This window comes from Streptomyces mirabilis, assembly GCF_039503195.1.
Lineage (GTDB): Bacteria > Actinomycetota > Actinomycetes > Streptomycetales > Streptomycetaceae > Streptomyces > Streptomyces mirabilis_D.
Map to the genome: position 1 here is coordinate 2,051,211 of NZ_JBCJKP010000001.1, position 14,844 is coordinate 2,066,054.

Annotated in this window: 14 protein-coding genes and 1 pseudogene; 7 read left to right on the forward strand and 8 right to left on the reverse strand. The window is 70.6% G+C overall.

From position 1 onward, the window contains the following. Positions 1–55 precede the first annotated feature (55 nt). Positions 56–193, forward strand: coding sequence for a hypothetical protein (locus AAFF41_RS09950; RefSeq protein ID WP_415925954.1), 138 nt, complete (start codon positions 56–58; stop codon positions 191–193). Between the two features lie 15 nt (positions 194–208). Here the strand turns inward: AAFF41_RS09950 and AAFF41_RS09955 are convergent, their stop codons facing one another. Continuing rightward, entirely contained in the window at positions 209–796 is a 588-nt protein-coding gene (locus tag AAFF41_RS09955) for a histidine phosphatase family protein (protein ID WP_343323858.1), read from the reverse strand. Between the two features lie 465 nt (positions 797–1,261). Between AAFF41_RS09955 and AAFF41_RS09960 the strand changes: the two genes are divergently transcribed. The 4 genes and pseudogenes from AAFF41_RS09960 to AAFF41_RS09975 form a co-directional block, all read left to right on the forward strand. Further along, positions 1,262–1,753, forward strand: a complete 492-nt coding sequence (locus AAFF41_RS09960) for a hypothetical protein (RefSeq protein WP_343323859.1) — start codon at positions 1,262–1,264, stop codon at positions 1,751–1,753. 73 nt (positions 1,754–1,826) lie between these two features. After that, entirely contained in the window at positions 1,827–3,635 is a 1,809-nt protein-coding gene (locus AAFF41_RS09965) for a S8 family serine peptidase (protein WP_319751392.1), read from the forward strand. A 235-nt stretch (positions 3,636–3,870) separates the two neighbouring features. Continuing rightward, positions 3,871–5,286, forward strand: a complete 1,416-nt coding sequence (locus tag AAFF41_RS09970) for a sulfatase-like hydrolase/transferase (RefSeq protein WP_319751457.1) — start codon at positions 3,871–3,873, stop codon at positions 5,284–5,286. Positions 5,287–5,578: 292 nt separating this feature from the next. After that, positions 5,579–5,755 (forward strand): annotated as a pseudogene (locus AAFF41_RS09975) (MFS transporter); the annotation flags it as partial. On the opposite strand, the gene AAFF41_RS09980 reads toward AAFF41_RS09975, so the two are convergent. From AAFF41_RS09980 to AAFF41_RS09990, 3 genes are all read right to left on the reverse strand, one after another. Beyond that, the gene (locus tag AAFF41_RS09980) at positions 5,717–6,562 is read right to left on the reverse strand and encodes a spermidine synthase (RefSeq protein WP_095855932.1); all 846 of its coding nucleotides are present in this window, start codon (positions 6,560–6,562) and stop codon (positions 5,717–5,719) included. The pseudogene AAFF41_RS09975 and the gene AAFF41_RS09980 overlap by 39 nt on opposite strands. Before the next feature lie 138 nt (positions 6,563–6,700). Beyond that, positions 6,701–7,891, reverse strand: a complete 1,191-nt coding sequence (tuf, locus tag AAFF41_RS09985) for an elongation factor Tu (protein ID WP_319751394.1) — start codon at positions 7,889–7,891, stop codon at positions 6,701–6,703. 318 nt (positions 7,892–8,209) lie between these two features. Further along, complete coding sequence (locus tag AAFF41_RS09990; protein WP_319751395.1) at positions 8,210–8,944, reverse strand: DNA alkylation repair protein; 735 nt, start codon at positions 8,942–8,944, stop codon at positions 8,210–8,212. Between the two features lie 49 nt (positions 8,945–8,993). Here AAFF41_RS09990 and AAFF41_RS09995 point away from each other — a divergent pair, with 49 nt between their 5' ends. Further along, positions 8,994–9,773 (forward strand): TVP38/TMEM64 family protein, encoded by a 780-nt coding sequence (locus AAFF41_RS09995; RefSeq protein WP_097283804.1) that lies wholly within the window; start codon positions 8,994–8,996, stop codon positions 9,771–9,773. A 105-nt stretch (positions 9,774–9,878) separates the two neighbouring features. Here AAFF41_RS09995 and AAFF41_RS10000 read toward each other — a convergent pair whose 3' ends face one another. Beyond that, positions 9,879–11,048, reverse strand: a complete 1,170-nt coding sequence (locus tag AAFF41_RS10000; protein WP_343323860.1) for a thiolase family protein — start codon at positions 11,046–11,048, stop codon at positions 9,879–9,881. Positions 11,049–11,148: 100 nt separating this feature from the next. On the opposite strand from AAFF41_RS10000, the gene AAFF41_RS10005 reads away from it, so the two are divergent. Next, on the forward strand, positions 11,149–11,610 hold the full coding sequence (locus AAFF41_RS10005; RefSeq protein WP_054229062.1) for a winged helix-turn-helix transcriptional regulator: 462 nt from the start codon (positions 11,149–11,151) through the stop codon (positions 11,608–11,610). Positions 11,611–11,680: 70 nt separating this feature from the next. Here the strand turns inward: AAFF41_RS10005 and AAFF41_RS10010 are convergent, their stop codons facing one another. Genes AAFF41_RS10010 through AAFF41_RS10020 form a run of 3 tightly spaced genes read right to left on the reverse strand, consistent with a single transcriptional unit; the run spans position 11,681 to position 14,549 of the window. Next, a complete protein-coding gene (locus tag AAFF41_RS10010) occupies positions 11,681–12,412 on the reverse strand; it encodes a cupin domain-containing protein (RefSeq protein ID WP_319751396.1) in 732 nt (243 codons plus the stop codon). After that, positions 12,409–13,350 carry a DUF6807 domain-containing protein gene (locus tag AAFF41_RS10015; RefSeq protein WP_319751397.1) on the reverse strand — a complete coding sequence of 314 codons (942 nt, stop codon included), beginning with the start codon at positions 13,348–13,350 and terminating at the stop codon, positions 12,409–12,411. Before AAFF41_RS10015 ends, AAFF41_RS10010 begins: the two co-directional genes overlap by 4 nt. After that, a complete protein-coding gene (locus tag AAFF41_RS10020) occupies positions 13,347–14,549 on the reverse strand; it encodes a Gfo/Idh/MocA family protein (RefSeq protein ID WP_319751398.1) in 1,203 nt (400 codons plus the stop codon). Before AAFF41_RS10020 ends, AAFF41_RS10015 begins: the two co-directional genes overlap by 4 nt. Between the last annotated feature and the right edge of the window lie 295 nt (positions 14,550–14,844).

Consider the following 14,844-nt stretch of genomic DNA (forward strand, 5'->3'; position numbering starts at 1 on the left):
GCCCGTGACAACCGCGGCACCAGAAGCCGACATCCGGTCGTTTGGGAGTTGGACCGTGGAGCGAACGGTGGCGTGGCTGGCCGGGCGCCGCCACCTGTACCGTCGTTACGAGCTCAGGGCGGAGCGCTTCCTGGCCTTCGCCGGGATCGCCGCGGCGCTCATTTGCTTCCGGCGCTTCTCGCGGCAGGCGTGAAGCAGCGCGCTGCCGCTACGGGACGTTCCAGGCGGCGATGAAGGGCTGCTCGTCCTCGGTGGCCAGGAAGCTGAGAGTGCCTGGATGTGGGTGGCCGAGCAGTCGGCCGGCGTACGCGTCGAGGCCGAGCCAGCGCACGGTGAGCACGCGTGCCAGATGACCGTGGGCGACGACGGCGACGTCGCCGTCGTCCAACAGCGGCCGGATCCGGTCCAGCACCGCGTCCGTGCGCGCGGCCACCTGCTGGAGCTGCTCGCCAGGATGGGCGGCGTCGCCGGGAACGACGCCGTCCCGCCACAAGTCCCAGCCCGGCCTCGCCTCCTGGATCTGCGCCGCGGTCAGGCCCTCATAGCCGCCGTAGTCCCACTCCATCAGGTCGGAATCGAATCTGACGCCGGTCAGGTCCGCCAACTCGGCCGTCCGCACAGCGCGGCTCAGCGGGCTGCTGAACACGGCGGCCAGATGGCGTCGGGCAAGCCTCGGAGCGAGCGACTTGGCTGCGGCCTCGCCCGCGTCAGTAAGCGGAATGTCGGTGCGGCCGGCGTGCCGGCCAGACAGGCTCCATTCGGTCTGACCGTGCCTGATCAGTATCAGTTCACCCATGGCTGCGCACGATATCTGATCATGCGGCACGGCTGGACACTTCGTCACTTACGCCCTCATCTGCTGCACCCGACTCACCGCATGAGATGACGTCTAAGTCGGTGAACGCGGCTTGATGATGCACGTCAAGCCTCGCTCGCAGCCCTTTCAGCGCGAGTTGCCAGTGCCACGGCCGCCCTCTTCGGGCGAGGGGGCTTGCGTCGTCAGGCGAGGGGGCTTGCGTCATCGCCAACTTGTCCGTTGCCTCCGGCGCCGGGGCGATGCCGGTCGGGCACGACGCCCCCAGTACGTCTCGATCGGCGGCGCGCGATCCGGGTCGGCGGTCGATCGGGATGCCTCCCCGGAGGCGGTTCTCGGATTGCGGTGGGGCCGCACTCCCCTTAATTTCAGGTCGTCGGGTATACCGACAAGGCGGCATAAAATCGTTATGTCCGCTTTTCTGTGGTGGCATCGAATGGAGCATTCATGTCGGTGATGACCGGTACTCAACCCCAACAGCAGTTCGGCCAGCAGATGGGCGGCTCGCAGCAGATCGCCCAGGTGGTCCAGCAAGCCATCCAGCAGGCGTGTCAGCAGGCGAGCCAGCAGGTCGCGCAGCAAGTGCAGCAGACGTTCCAGCAGATCCAGCAGGTCCAGCAGCAGCTCCAGCAGCAGGGATTGGCCCAGCAGGCGCACCCGTACCTGGCTCTCGCGCTGCACCGCTCGCTGCACACAGGCATTCAGCACGCCGTGGAACAGTCCGTGCAGCAGGCGCTGCCGACCGCGATCGTGGCGCTGCTCCAGCAGAGCCAGCACGGCCAGCACGGCCAGCAGGGCCAGCAGGGCCAGCAGGGCCAGCAGCAGTGGGGTGGTGGGTTCGGCCAGCAGTCGTTCGGTCAGCCGTTCCAGCAGTACCAGCAGCCTGGCTTCGGCTTCGGCCAGATGGGCCAGATGGGCCAGCCGTACGGTATCGGCTGACCCTTGGGCGGCGTGATGCGGTGTGCCCGGAGCAGCTTCCGGGCACACCGCATCACCGTGGAAGCGCGAGATCGTGGAAGCGCGAGCCGCCCCGCCGCCGGATCAGGAGCACATCGACGACGTAGGCGTGGTGAAGGTGGACGTGATGGTCAAGGAAAGGCCCGGAAACGGCAGCGAGAGCGGGGCCGAGGGTGCGGGGGTGGGCGGGCCCGGACCCGAGGCTAGGCAAGCAGGGCCGAGCAGGAAGGGCGCGCAGTCACCGCTCCCGGTGCAGCCGCGCCGGGAGCGGTACATGGTGACACCGCTGCCGCAGCATCTGCTCCCGCCGGGAGTGCCCGAACTCGGCATGGACGCAATGTGTGACCGACTGGACCGGATGCCCGAGGTCAAAGTGGTCCGCAGACTCCGGCCGTCGGAGAAGACCCAATCGGGCGACCTGCCCCTCTCCTGCCCGGAAATCGCTGTCGTCGAGGCAGCCGAGGCTCAAGTACCGGCGATGCGGTCGCTGCACGTGCACATCGAGCCGGACCTGCCGCTCTCCGGAACCGGCCACGTCGCCGGGCCGACCACGGGGGTCCTGCCGCTCCGCGATCCGGGGCTGGTCGCACCGCTGGAAGAACCGGTGGCGATCTCGCTGCGCATCTGCGGGCCGGAGGGCGAACCGCTGGCCGGCGCCGGGGTGTTCCTGATCGGGGCGTCATGGCCGGGCCAGGGCCTCACCGGGGCCGACGGGACGACCACCGTCATCATGGCCACGGAGACCCCGCAGTCCATTCAGTGTCTGTACGTCCGGCCCGCGGGCGGTTATGCGGACCGCTGGATCCATCGCCCGGAACTGTCGGTGACCCGGGAGAATCTGGTCACCCTCACACCGCTGGCCAAGGTTTACCCCGGGCTGGAAGAGAGACAGCAGTACGGCTGGGGTCAGCAGGCCATGCGGCTGGACCGGCTGCCTCCCACATTCCGTGCCTTCGGCATCAAGATCGCGGTCATCGGTTCGGGTGTCGCCGCCGAGCACCCCGATCTCAAACAACGGGTGCACTCCGGGGCCGATCTCGTACGCGGCACGGAAGAGGGCTGGGCCCACGACCCGGTGGGCACCGGTACCCACGCAGCGGGCATCATCGCCGGGGCGGACACCGGCACGGGCGTCATCGGCATCGCGGTCGACGCGGAGATCGATGTCTGTCAGGTCGTGCCCGACGGCTGCTTCAGCGACCTGATCGCCGCTCTGGACTACTGCATCGAACACGAGGTCGACATCGCCCATATCGCGGTGGCGACCCCGTACTCGTCGGCGCTGGTCTCACGCAAACTTGCCGATGCCAACGCGGCGGGTATCGCCTGTGTCGCCCCGGCGGGCGACACGGCTGGACCGGTCGCCTTCCCGGGCTCGTTGCCCACCGTGTTCACCGTGGGCGCCCTGGGAGTCTTCGGGTCCTATCCACCGGACACATCCCAAGCCACCCATTCGGGCCCGCAGCTGACACCGGAAGGGCTGTTCGCCGCGCCGTTCAGCTGCTACGGCCCCGGGGTCGACGCGGCTGCCCCCGGCGTGGCAGTTCTGTCGTGCTCGCCGCTCGGCGGATACACGGCTCTCGACGGCACCGGCACGGCGTCGGCCCACGTCGCCGGTCTTGCCGCCCTCGTTCTCGCCCACCACGAGGACTTCCACGGCCAACTGCTGCCACGCGGACCTGGCCGGGTGCAGCACCTGTTCGACATCATCGCCGGCAGCTGCCGCCCACTGGCTGCCCCCGGCACGGTGGAGGCGGCTCGCGTCGGACGTGGCCTCCCCGACGCTCTCGTCGCCCTCGGCCTGGCCCTCGGAGTGCAACTCGCTCCGGCCTTGTCCCCGTACGCCTCGTCCATGGCCGGTTAGGCCCACGCCCACAACAGCAAGCGCGAGCAACGGCGCCCGTCTGAGGGAACGGGCGCCGTTGCGTGTGCCACGCGTCCCGGCGGACCCGAAGTACCGGGCCGGAATCCTTGCTGTCGAGGCACTGCTGACCACTGGGTCGGGGGCGTGAGATTCAGTCCTCTCGGTTGTGGCCGAGCATCCATCTGCGGGATGAACCGCACCAAAAGGCGCACGTCTACGGCTGATAAATGGCTTCCTGACCCACACCGACCACCAGATCGGCCGACTGATCGACTTCCTCGAAAGCACCGGAGAACTCGACAACACGCTGATCATGGTGGTCTCAGACAACGGAGCCAGCCCGGAGGGCGGCGTCACCGGCACCGCCAACGAGGCCGAGTTCTTCAACAACGCGCCCGCTCCGCTGGAGGAGACCCTCCGCTCGATCGACAACCTCGGTGGCCCCACTCTGTTCAACCACTACCCGTGGGGCTGGACCTGGGCGGGCAACACACCCTTCCGCCGCTGGAAGCGGGAGACCTACCGCGGCGGCGCAAGCGACCCCTTCCTCGTCCACTGGCCGCGGGGCATCAAGGCCCGGGGCGAGGTGCGCGCCCAGTACGCCCACCTGATCGACATGGTCCCCACCGTGCTCGACGCCCTAGGCATCGACCCTCCCGACACCATCAGAGGCGTCACGCAGTCTCCCTTGCACGGCGTCAGCTTCGCGCACACCTTCGACGACGCCGCCGCGCCCACTCGCCATCACACCCAGTACTTCGAGATGCTCGGCCACCGCGCCATCGACCACGACGGATGGCGCGCGGTCTGTCCGTGGCCCGGCCCGTCGTTCGCTGAGTCCGAGGCACCGTTCGGAACACCCATCACTGCCCGAACGCTGTCCCAACTGGACGCCCACCACTGGGAGCTGTACCACATCGACGAGGATTTCGCCGAGACGGAGGACCTCGCCGCCGACCATCAAGACAAGCTGATCGAGATGATCTCGCTGTGGTACGTGGAGGCGGGCAAGTACGGCGTCCTTCCCATCGACAGCAGCACACTCGCGCGCATGACGGTCGAACGCCCGCAGATCACCCCGGCACGGACTTCGTACACGTTCCGGCCCGGCACCCAAGCGCTCCCGTCGGCCGTGGTCCCACGGGTCCTCAACCGCCCGCACAGCATCACCGCCGAAGTGGAGGTCCCCGCCGAAGGCGCGGAGGGCGTACTGATCAGCCAGGGCACGAGCGCCGGCGGCTGGTCCCTCTACATGAAAGACGGCAAGCTCCACTACACCCACAACTACGTCGGTCGCGCCTCGTACACGGTCTCCTCGCAAAACCCGGTATCAGAAGGCCGACACCAATTGCGCTTCGAGTTCGAGCCCACCGGCGAGCCCGACCTCCAATCCGGCAAGGGCGCACCCGGACGAGCAGAGCTCTACGTCGACCATCGGCCGGCCGGCTCGGCGGACTTCCCCGTCACCACGCCGATCATGTTCAACCCCGGCAGCCTGATCTGTGGCGCTGGCCTCGGCCCAGCCGTCACCCCGGAATACACTCCGCCCTTCCGCTTCACCGGCACACTGCACACCGTGACCATCGACATGTCTGGCGACCTCATCACGGACGCGGGGAGCGAGATGCGCATGCACCTCGCCCGGCAGTGATCCTCAGGATCCGACAACGCAGCAGCGGTAATGGGGGTGGGGCTTCTCACTCCTCGTTGTCTGTCGGCACGAGTCCCGTCGGGCAGGACGCGCACCCATTCGTTTCGACGGCGGTCGGCGAAGGCCGTGCTGCCGCCCGACCCACTGTGGCCGAAGCCGCCTGCCGGGCGCACCGGCTTCGCTCCGCTGTCCCCGATCACGAATCCGCCGCCCATCGTGCAGGTGGTGCCCATCATCCTGTCCACCCCGCTCGCCCACCCCGTGGTCGCCTCCTTCAAGGTCGCCGCCGAGTACGGCCGCCCCGTGGGGCTGTTCGGCGCCGGTCGTCGTGGTCACGGCGGCGGTGCTGTGCGTGCCGGACGTACGGAATCTGACCCGGCGGACCAAGGCGGTGGCCCACGGGTCACCGGTGGCGGAGTTCGCGCTCCGGTCAGCCGATGCTGAAGGCACCGCCGGGCGGCTCGGGTGAGGGAACCGCGTCCTCGTCACGCACGGGTGCGGCGGAGCCGATGAACTCCCTCAGCGCGGCGCCGCTTTCGACGCGAGCCGGGAAGGCGTCGGCGGCCGTGCGGCGGGCGAGGACGGCCGTGTCGAGCGGGCGGTGGGAGGCCACGAGTACCGCGTTGCCGAAGCGCCGGCCACGCAGCACACCGGGTTCGGCGATCAGGGACAGCTCCTCGAACACCGTGGCGAACGTGGCGAGTTGAGAGCGCAGGAAGGCGAAGGGCGCGGCGTCGGCGAGGTTGGCCAGATAGACACCGTCCTCGCGCAGGACGCGCGCGGCGGCGCGCGCGTACGCCGTGGACGTCAGGTGCGCCGGGACACGCGCGCCGCCGAAGACGTCCGCGATCACGATGTCGGCAGAGGCGGGCGCGGCGGATTCGAGCCAGCCCCGCGCGTCCGCGCCGTGCAGCGTGATGCCGGCGTCCTCGGGCACGGGCAGGTGCTCGCGGACCAGGTCCAGCAGACCCAGGTCGGCCTCCACCACGTCCTGTCGTGAGCCGGGGCGGGTCGCGGCCACGTAGCGGGGCAGTGTCAGGGCTCCGCCGCCGAGGTGGAGCACGTCCAGGGGCCGTCCCGGCGCCACGACCGTGTCCAGGACATGCCCGAGCCGTCGGGCGTACTCGAACTCCAGATGGGTCGGCTCGTCCAGATCGACGTACGACTGCGGTGCGGCGTCGACCGTGAGCAGCCAGGCCCGCTTCCTGTCCACGTCCGGCATCAGCTTGGCGGTTCCGTGGTCCACGGTCCGTGTCACGGGTATCGGCTCGTCCACGGGTCCATTGTGCCGCCCCTCAGGAGCGCGGTCGTCGCTGCCGGACCCCACGCGGGCCGCGGGCTCCGCGACCGCGATCGGTACGAGCCGGTGCCCGCTCCCCCGTAGCGGGAGCGGGCACCCTCGTCCTGCCCTCCGTCAGTCCACCGAGGTCACCGTCCGGTCCACCGAGGTCACCGTCCCCGCGCCGACCGTCCGGCCGCCCTCGCGGATCGCGAAGCCGAGCCCCGGCTCCAGCGGCACCTCACGCCCGAGCTCGACCGTCATCGTGACGGTGTCGCCGGGCCGGGCGACCGCCCGCTCGCCCAGGTCGACGTCGCCGACCACGTCCGCGGTGCGGATGTAGAACTGCGGCCGGTACCCGGTGGAGACGGGCGTCGTACGACCGCCCTCGCCCGTCGACAGGACGTACACCTGGGCCGAGAAACGGCGACTGGGGACGACGCTGCCGGGCGCGGCGACGATGTGCCCGCGGCGTACGGCGTCGCGGGGCACCCCGCGCAGCAGCAGCGCCACGTTGTCCCCTGCCTGCGCCTCGTCCATGGGCTTGCCGAAGGTCTCCAGGCCGGTCACCACCGTGTCGACGGCCGCGCCGAGCACTTCGACACGGTCGCCGACCCGGATCGTGCCGCGCTCGACCGCTCCGGTGACGACCGTCCCGCGCCCGGTGATCGTGAGCACGTTCTCGACCGGCAGCAGGAACGGCGCGTCGAGGTACCGCTCGGGCATGGGCACATAGGTGTCCACCGCGTCGAGCAGCGCGTCGACCGCCGCCGTCCAACGGGGGTCCCCCTCAAGAGCCCTGAGGCCGGACACCCGTACGACGGGTACGGATTCGCCCCCGTAGCCGTGCGCGGAGAGCAGCTCGCGGACCTCCAGCTCCACGAGGTCGGTGAGCTCCTCGTCGCCCACGTCGGCCTTGTTCAGGGCGACGACGATGTGGTCGACGCCCACCTGCCGGGCGAGCAGCACGTGCTCGGCGGTCTGCGGCATGATCCCGTCGAGCGCGGAGACGACGAGGATCGCCCCGTCGAGCTGCGCGGCGCCGGTGACCATGTTCTTGACGTAGTCGGCGTGACCCGGCATGTCCACGTGCGCGTAGTGGCGGGTGTCGGTCTCGTACTCGACGTGCGCGATGTTGATGGTGATGCCGCGCGCGGCCTCCTCCGGCGCCCGGTCGATCCTGTCGAACGGGACGAAGGTGCCGGAACCGCGCTCGGCGAGGACCTTGGTGATGGCGGCGGTCAGGGTGGTCTTGCCGTGGTCGACGTGACCCATCGTGCCGATGTTCAGATGCGGTTTGGTGCGGACGTATGCCGTCTTGGGCATGGCGGTACCTCGAAGCCTCTTGAGTGTCAGCGGAGCTGAGTGATGGCCCCGGCGCTCGGCGGCCGGGACGGGGACCCCAAGGACTTGCCGACCCTCCCCCTGCGGGGTCCGCCGGACGATCCGGGAAGGGTCAGCTTCGGGCGCCGTCGACGGCGGCCACGATGATCGGGACGGCAGCCTTCGGCGCGTCCGCGACTGCGGATGCTGCGAGGAGGAAGGCGTGCCGGAACATGAGGCGATCATCGCCGACGTATCCGGCCACGTCGAATGGTTTTTCTCGCCACGCAGGCGGGTGCGGCGGGTGTTTCTGCTGGTGCGTCAGGGGCCGATGTTCTTGAGTGCCTCACGTACGGAGAGGGGAGCGAGCCGCTCGCGTTCCCGGGCGACGAAGGCCCGTACCGCCTCCGGATCCGTCTTCGCGTGCTCGCGCAGACACCAGCCGATCGCCTTGCGGACGAAGAAGTCGGGATGTCCGGACTGCCGTACGCAGTAGGCGAAGAGCCGCTCGGTGTCGGTCGTCTCCTTGTAACGGAGCTGGTGGAGCAGCGCCGTACGGGCGACCCACTGGTCGTCGTCCTCGATCCACGCGTCCATGTCGCTCTTCAGCTTCGCATCGGCGGCCACGAGGCCTCCCACGACGTGGGAGGCGAGTGCGTCGACGGTGTCCCACCAGGAGACCGTGCCGACGAGATGGCGCGCCACCGGGAGGAAAGCGGAAGAGAGTTGCCTCACATGGCGGCGCAGGTAGTCGACGGCGAAATAGTGGTACTCGCGCTCCGGCAACGCCCAGCAGCGCAGGGCCACGGCGGTGCAATCGGCCTCTGCAGGGGCCGCTGTCGCGAGCAGGACCGTACGGGACAGCGCGCGGCGATCGGGCGTGGTCAGACCGAGGAAGGGGGCGACGTCCTTCATGTACGCGCGCATGGACACGGCCCGTTCCGGGTCGGCCGCATCGCCGTAGGTGGCGGTGAGCCGTTCCAGCACGGTGTCCGCGAGGGAACTGTTCGGCACCTCGAACCGCGCACCCGACGTTCCGGAAGCTGTGACGCCCATGAGACGAACCATACGGCGATCACACACACGGGTCGGTTAGTGTCGCCGAATGCTCGATGCCACCACCCGCTCTGGGGGCACCGCCACAGCCGTTCCCCCGGCTCCCGTCGCTGAGCTCTCCCTCGCCGCGGAGTTCGCCGTCTCCACACCCACGGGCCTCGCCGCCCGTTGCACGAGAGTCCTGCTCTCGCCCTGGTCCCGGCTCTCCCTGCTGCTGGTGCTGCTCGCGGCGGCCGCGTCGAGCGTGCTGCTCTTCGAACCGCAGCGGCTGCTCTCCGACGGCTGGCCGCCACAGCTCAGCGGCGCCGCGGCGGCCGTGGTGTTCGCGGTGGCGTACGGGCTGTGCACGGTGGCGTTCGTGCCCCGGCCGCTGCTCAACCTCGCGGCGGGCGCGCTCTTCGGCTCGCAGCTGGGCCTCGGCACCGCGCTCGCGGGCACGGTGCTCGGCGCCGGCGTGGCGTTCGGGCTCGGCCGGATCCTCGGGCAGGACGCGCTGCGCCCGCTGTTGCGCGCCCGCTGGCTGAAGGCGGCCGACGGACAGCTCAGCCGGCACGGCTTCCGCACGATGATGCTGGCCCGGCTCTTCCCCGGTGTGCCCTTCTGGGCGGCGAACTACTGCGCGGCCGTCTCCCGCATGGGCTGGCTGCCGTTCCTCCTCGCCACCGCCCTGGGATCGATCCCGAACACCGCCGCGTACGCCGTCGCGGGCGCCCGGGCCTCGGCGCCGACCTCCCCCGCCTTCCTGATCGCCATGGGCTTCATCGCGCTGCCGGCCCTGGTCGGCGCGGTGGTGGCCTGGCGCAAGCGCCACCACCTGCGCGGAGACTGAGCGACCTCCAGCACTGATCGGCCTCCAGCACTGATCGATCTCCGGCACTCACCAGTCCCCGGCACGGCGGCTCTCGCGGAGGCGGACGGCCCGGGCCGTCCGGGTCTACACGGCCTCGATGACCATCGCGTTGGCGAGTCCGCCCGCCTCGCACATCGTCTGCAGGCCGTAGCGGGCTCCGCGCTCGCGCATCGCGTGCACGAGGGTGGTCGTCAGCCGGGTGCCGCTCGCACCGAGCGGGTGGCCGAGCGCGATCGCCCCGCCGTGCACGTTGACCCGGGACAGATCCGCGCCCGTCTCCTGCTGCCAGGTCAGGACGACGCTCGCGAAGGCCTCGTTCACCTCGAAGAGGTCGATGTCGCCGAGGGCGAGCCCCGCCTTGCGGAGCACCTTCTCGGTGGCCGGGACGACGCCCGTGAGCATCAGCAGCGGGTCGGAGCCGGTGACGGCGAAGCTGTGCAGGCGGGCGAGCGGGCGCAGGCCGAGCCTGGCCGCGGTCTCGCTCGACGTGATCAGCACGGCCGACGCGCCGTCGTTGATCGGGCTCGCGTTGCCCGCCGTGACGGACCAGTCGATCTGCGGGAAGCGCTCGCCGTAGCCCGGGTCGTAGTAGGCGGGCTTGAGCCCGGCGAGTATCTCCGTGGTGGTGGCGGGCCGGACACTCTCGTCACGCGTCACGCCCTCCAGGGGCGCGACCTCGGCGTCGAAGAGGCCGTTGGCCCAGGCCGCGGCCGCCTTCTGGTGCGAGCCCGCCGCGAAGGCGTCCATCTGCGCGCGCGACAGGCCCCACTTGGCGGCGATGAGCTCGGCGCTGATGCCCTGCGGCACCAGGCCCTCGGGGAAGCGCGCCGCGATCCCGGGTCCGAAGGGATCTTCGGCACCTCGGACGTTCGAGCCCATCGGCACACGGCTCATCGACTCCACACCGCAGGCGACGACCATGTCGTACGCCCCCGACAGGACGCCCTGGGCCGCGAAGTGCACGGCCTGCTGGGACGAGCCGCACTGGCGGTCCACGGTGGTCGCGGGCACCGTCTCGGGGAAGCCCGCCGAGAGCGCCGCGTACCGGGTGATGTTCGCGGCCTGCTCACCCACCTGGCTGACGGTGCCGCCGATGACGTCGTCGATCAGCGCCGGATCGACTCCCGAGCGCTCGACGAGGGTGCGCAGTGTGTGGGCGAGAAGCTCCACGGGGTGGACGTGGGCAAGGGAGCCGTTCGGCTTGCCCTTGCCGATGGGGGTGCGTACGGCTTCGACGATGACGGCGTCACGCATGGCTGCTCCAAACTCACCGAGTTTGATTTCCAAACCTACTAGGTGACTCGAGAGTAACTCAGTGGGTTGGACAAACCAACCCACCCCCTAGACTGGTGGCATGAAGGACGCCCGCCCCTGTTCGATCGCCGACACACTCGCTCTCGTCGGCGAGAAGTACTCCCTGTTGGTACTGCGCGAGGTGTCGCTCGGCGCCACCCGCTTCGACCAACTCGTCCGCAACATCGGCGCACCGCGCGATGTGCTCACCGCCCGCCTGAAACGGCTCGTCGACGCGGGCGTACTGGAGAAGGTGGAGTACAGCGACCGCCCGAAGCGCTACGAGTACCGGCCCACCCAGGCCGGTCTGGAACTGGAGCCGGTGCTGCACACGCTGATGGCGTGGGGCGACCGCCATCTCCAGGAGGGCGGTTTCCGTCCCATGGTGCTGGAGCACACCTGCGGACATGAGCTGGTCCCGCAGGTCGTGTGCCGGGAGTGCGGCGAGGTGGTCGAGCACGGCCACCTGACGGCCCACCCGCAGACCCCGGGCTGGACGGCGACGGGGCCTGCGGTGGCGTAGGGACCAGCCTGCACTCGCTCAGGAGGGACGGACCCGCGGTGGCGCGGGCCCGGAAGAACCCCCGTAGGGGCTAGTCGGTCCCCTTGTAGACGTCGAGCCGTCCGCACATCCCGAACTTGCCGTGCGCGGACGGCTGTTCGGCCCGTACGAGGGCATCGGTGAGGTGGGAGACGTCGCCCCGCTCCAGCCGGTCGAGCTGCTCTCCCGTGGCCGCGGCGGCGGCCTCGGCACCGCGCCGCCACCGCTCGCGCCACGCGGCGAGCCGGGGCCGCACCAGCGCGGCCGCGGCCCGGTGGAACGCGGCGAGCGGCTCGGGCCCGTCCGCCGCGCGCAGCGCCCGGTAGCCCTCCAGGGCGAGGTCCCGCCGGGACCGGGCGACCCGCTCCTGCTCCGCCTCGGGCGCGTCGGCCGGGATCACCGTCGCGGCGGCGTACGTCTCGGGATCGGTCAGGTACTCCGGGGGCAGGGTGAGCACGGCGTCACCCGCTTCGGGGAGGCCGTTGTTCTGCATGAGGACCGTGATGCGCAGGTCACCCTCGTTGACCAGGCGATGGATGGTGCCGGGCGTGAACCACGCGACGGTGCCGGGTTCGAGCGGCGTGACCTCGTACCCGGACGTCGTCAGCGTCTGCACCGCTCCACGCCCGCCGGTGACGACGTACGCCTCCGAACAGGTCAGGTGCAGATGGGGGGTTCCGCCGGAGACTCCGTCGGGGGCGGGCCAGTCGTACACGCAGAGGTGCGAGACGGCGACGGCGCCCGGCAGCCCGGTGAACACCGGGGTCTCGTGTGCGCCGCTCACCACGGGTGCTCCTCCAGGTACTTGGCGACCTCCTCGCGTTCCCAGGCCCCGTCGGCCACGACGACGCGGTAGCGGCGGGTGAGGGTGGCGCCGGGGGCGAGTTCGAGCTCTTCGAAGAAGGCGAACGAGGGGGCGACGGCGGCGAACGGATCGTTGCGCACGAACCAGTGGGCCGGGTGGGCGCCGCCCTCCCCGGTGTGGTCGTTCTCGGGACCGTGCGCGAAGACAAGCGTCGCGTGGCCGTCGGCGCCGTCGTGCTCGCCGGAGTACGCGAGCCAGGGCGCCTGCTGCCCCATCAGACCGGGCCCTTCGGAGTCCGGCCCGATGATCCGGCCGTCGCGGAAGGCACGCGGTCCGCGCCAGAACAGGCCCGTGTAGCCGGCCATCTCCCGCCCCGCGGTGGTCGGGCTGCCGAAGCGCAGCGCCTCGTCCCGGCGGTTGGTGACCGCGGTCGTCCAGGTCAACGCCCAGGAACCCGACGCGGGATCGACGTCGTGCACCTCGACGCGGCGCTCCTCCTCGGCCCACAGCTCACCGTCGTACGGATGCCAGGTGAGGCGCTCGGCGATGACCGCACGGCTCCCGTCCGAGACCACCTCGTCGAAGCCGACGTGGGCCATCGACCCGACGCGCTCCGGGAGTTCGAGGTATCCCTCCCCGTGGACGTACGTGTTGCCGCCCCACAGGTTGGAGCCCGACAGGTGGGAGGCCGTCATCTGGAGGCCCTTGTGCCAGCGGTGGTCGTTGGGCCGGTAGTCCGTGACGATGTCACCGGCCAGTGTCCTGAGGGGGTGCAGATACGGCTTGGGGGCCTCCCAGGCCGCCTCGGGCCGGTAGACGTAGCTCAACAGCTCCACGCCGGTCGTCGTGTCGCTGATCGTGATGCGATCACCATGGGCGTGGACGATACGCAGCCCACCCTGCGCGGACTCGGTCATGCCGACACCTCCTGGCTCACGGTGGACGTGGACTCGCCGGCGGACGCGGCGGGCGGCGCCCAGCCCGGCGCGCCCCCGTGCAGGGCCGTGTAGAACGGGTCCCCGGGCCCGACCTCCCCGGCGCGGACGGTCGTGTCCGTGAACGCCGACTTGTAGAGCGCGGTGATCAGTTCCAGACTCGTACGCCCGTCGGCGCCGCTGCTGCGCGGCCGCTCACCCGCGCGCATGCTCGCGACCAGCTCCCGCAGCTGCTCCAGATGCGAGCTGGGCAGGTCCGTACCGAAGTCACGCCAGGCCGCCACGTCCTCGTCGGACACGTCGGGGGCCGGGGTGATCCGCCAGTTGTCGTTACTGTGGCCGTAGAGGTGCGTGAGCTCGACGGTGGCGCGTTCGCAGTCGATGCGGATGCGGCTCACCTCGTCCGGGCTCAGGACGCTGTTGACGATCGTGGCCAGCGCGCCGCTCTCGAAGCGGACGAGGGCGGTCGAGACGTCCTCCGTCTCCACGTCGTGCACCAGGCGCCCGGCCATCGCCCGCACCTCGCTCCACGGCCCCATCAGGTCCAGGAGCAGGTCCATCTGATGGATGCCGTGTCCCATCGCGGGCCCGCCGCCCTCGGACTCCCAGCGCCCGCGCCAGGGCACGGCGTAGTACTCGGCGTTGCGGTACCAGGTGGTCTGGCAGTGCGCGACGAGCGGGCGGCCCATGGTCCGCTCGGCGATGAGGCGCCGCACGTGCCGGGACCCGGAGCCGAACCGGTGCTGGAAGACGATGGCCGCGTACGGGCCCCCGTCCGTCCCCTCCTCCGCCTCGACGGCGTCGAAGTCGGCGAGCGTCAGGACCGGCGGCTTCTCGCACCAGACCCAGGCTCCGGCGCGCAGCGCGGCGACGGTCTGGTCGCGGTGCAGGGTCGGCGGGGTGCAGATCGCGACCAGGTCCGGCCGCTGCTCCTCCAGCATGCGGTCCAGATCGGTGTACGCGTGCGGGATGCCCGCCTCGGCGCAGAACTTCTGGACGGCGTCCTCCGCGATGTCGACCGCGGCGACGATCTCCGTCTCGCCCTCCTCGGCGAGCCGGGCGAGCGCGGGAACATGGCTCCCGCGCGCGATGGCGCCCGTACCGATGACGGCGGCCCGGATACGGCGGCCCTCGAACGGGGTCGCGGGACGGTTGGGGGCGGACTCGGTGCTGTTACTCATGTACGTGATCAGCGCTCCATCGGACGTCACGTCAGACGTTGGCCAACGCATGGTGTCACCGAGACGGAACCGGCGGCAGCAAGCGCTTTCTCTTCTGCTGCAACGTATGTGCCGGTCCAGTGGCAGGTCAACACCCCCGTCACCCGGTGGACAACGTTGCCCACCGGGTGACGGCACAGGACCCTCACGGCCCACCCTCCGTCCGCCCACCGCCCGACCACCGTCTGCACCCGAAACCCCTGTGGCCGAGCCGTCCTTGGGGGACGCTACGCTGCCACCCACACCCGTGATCACC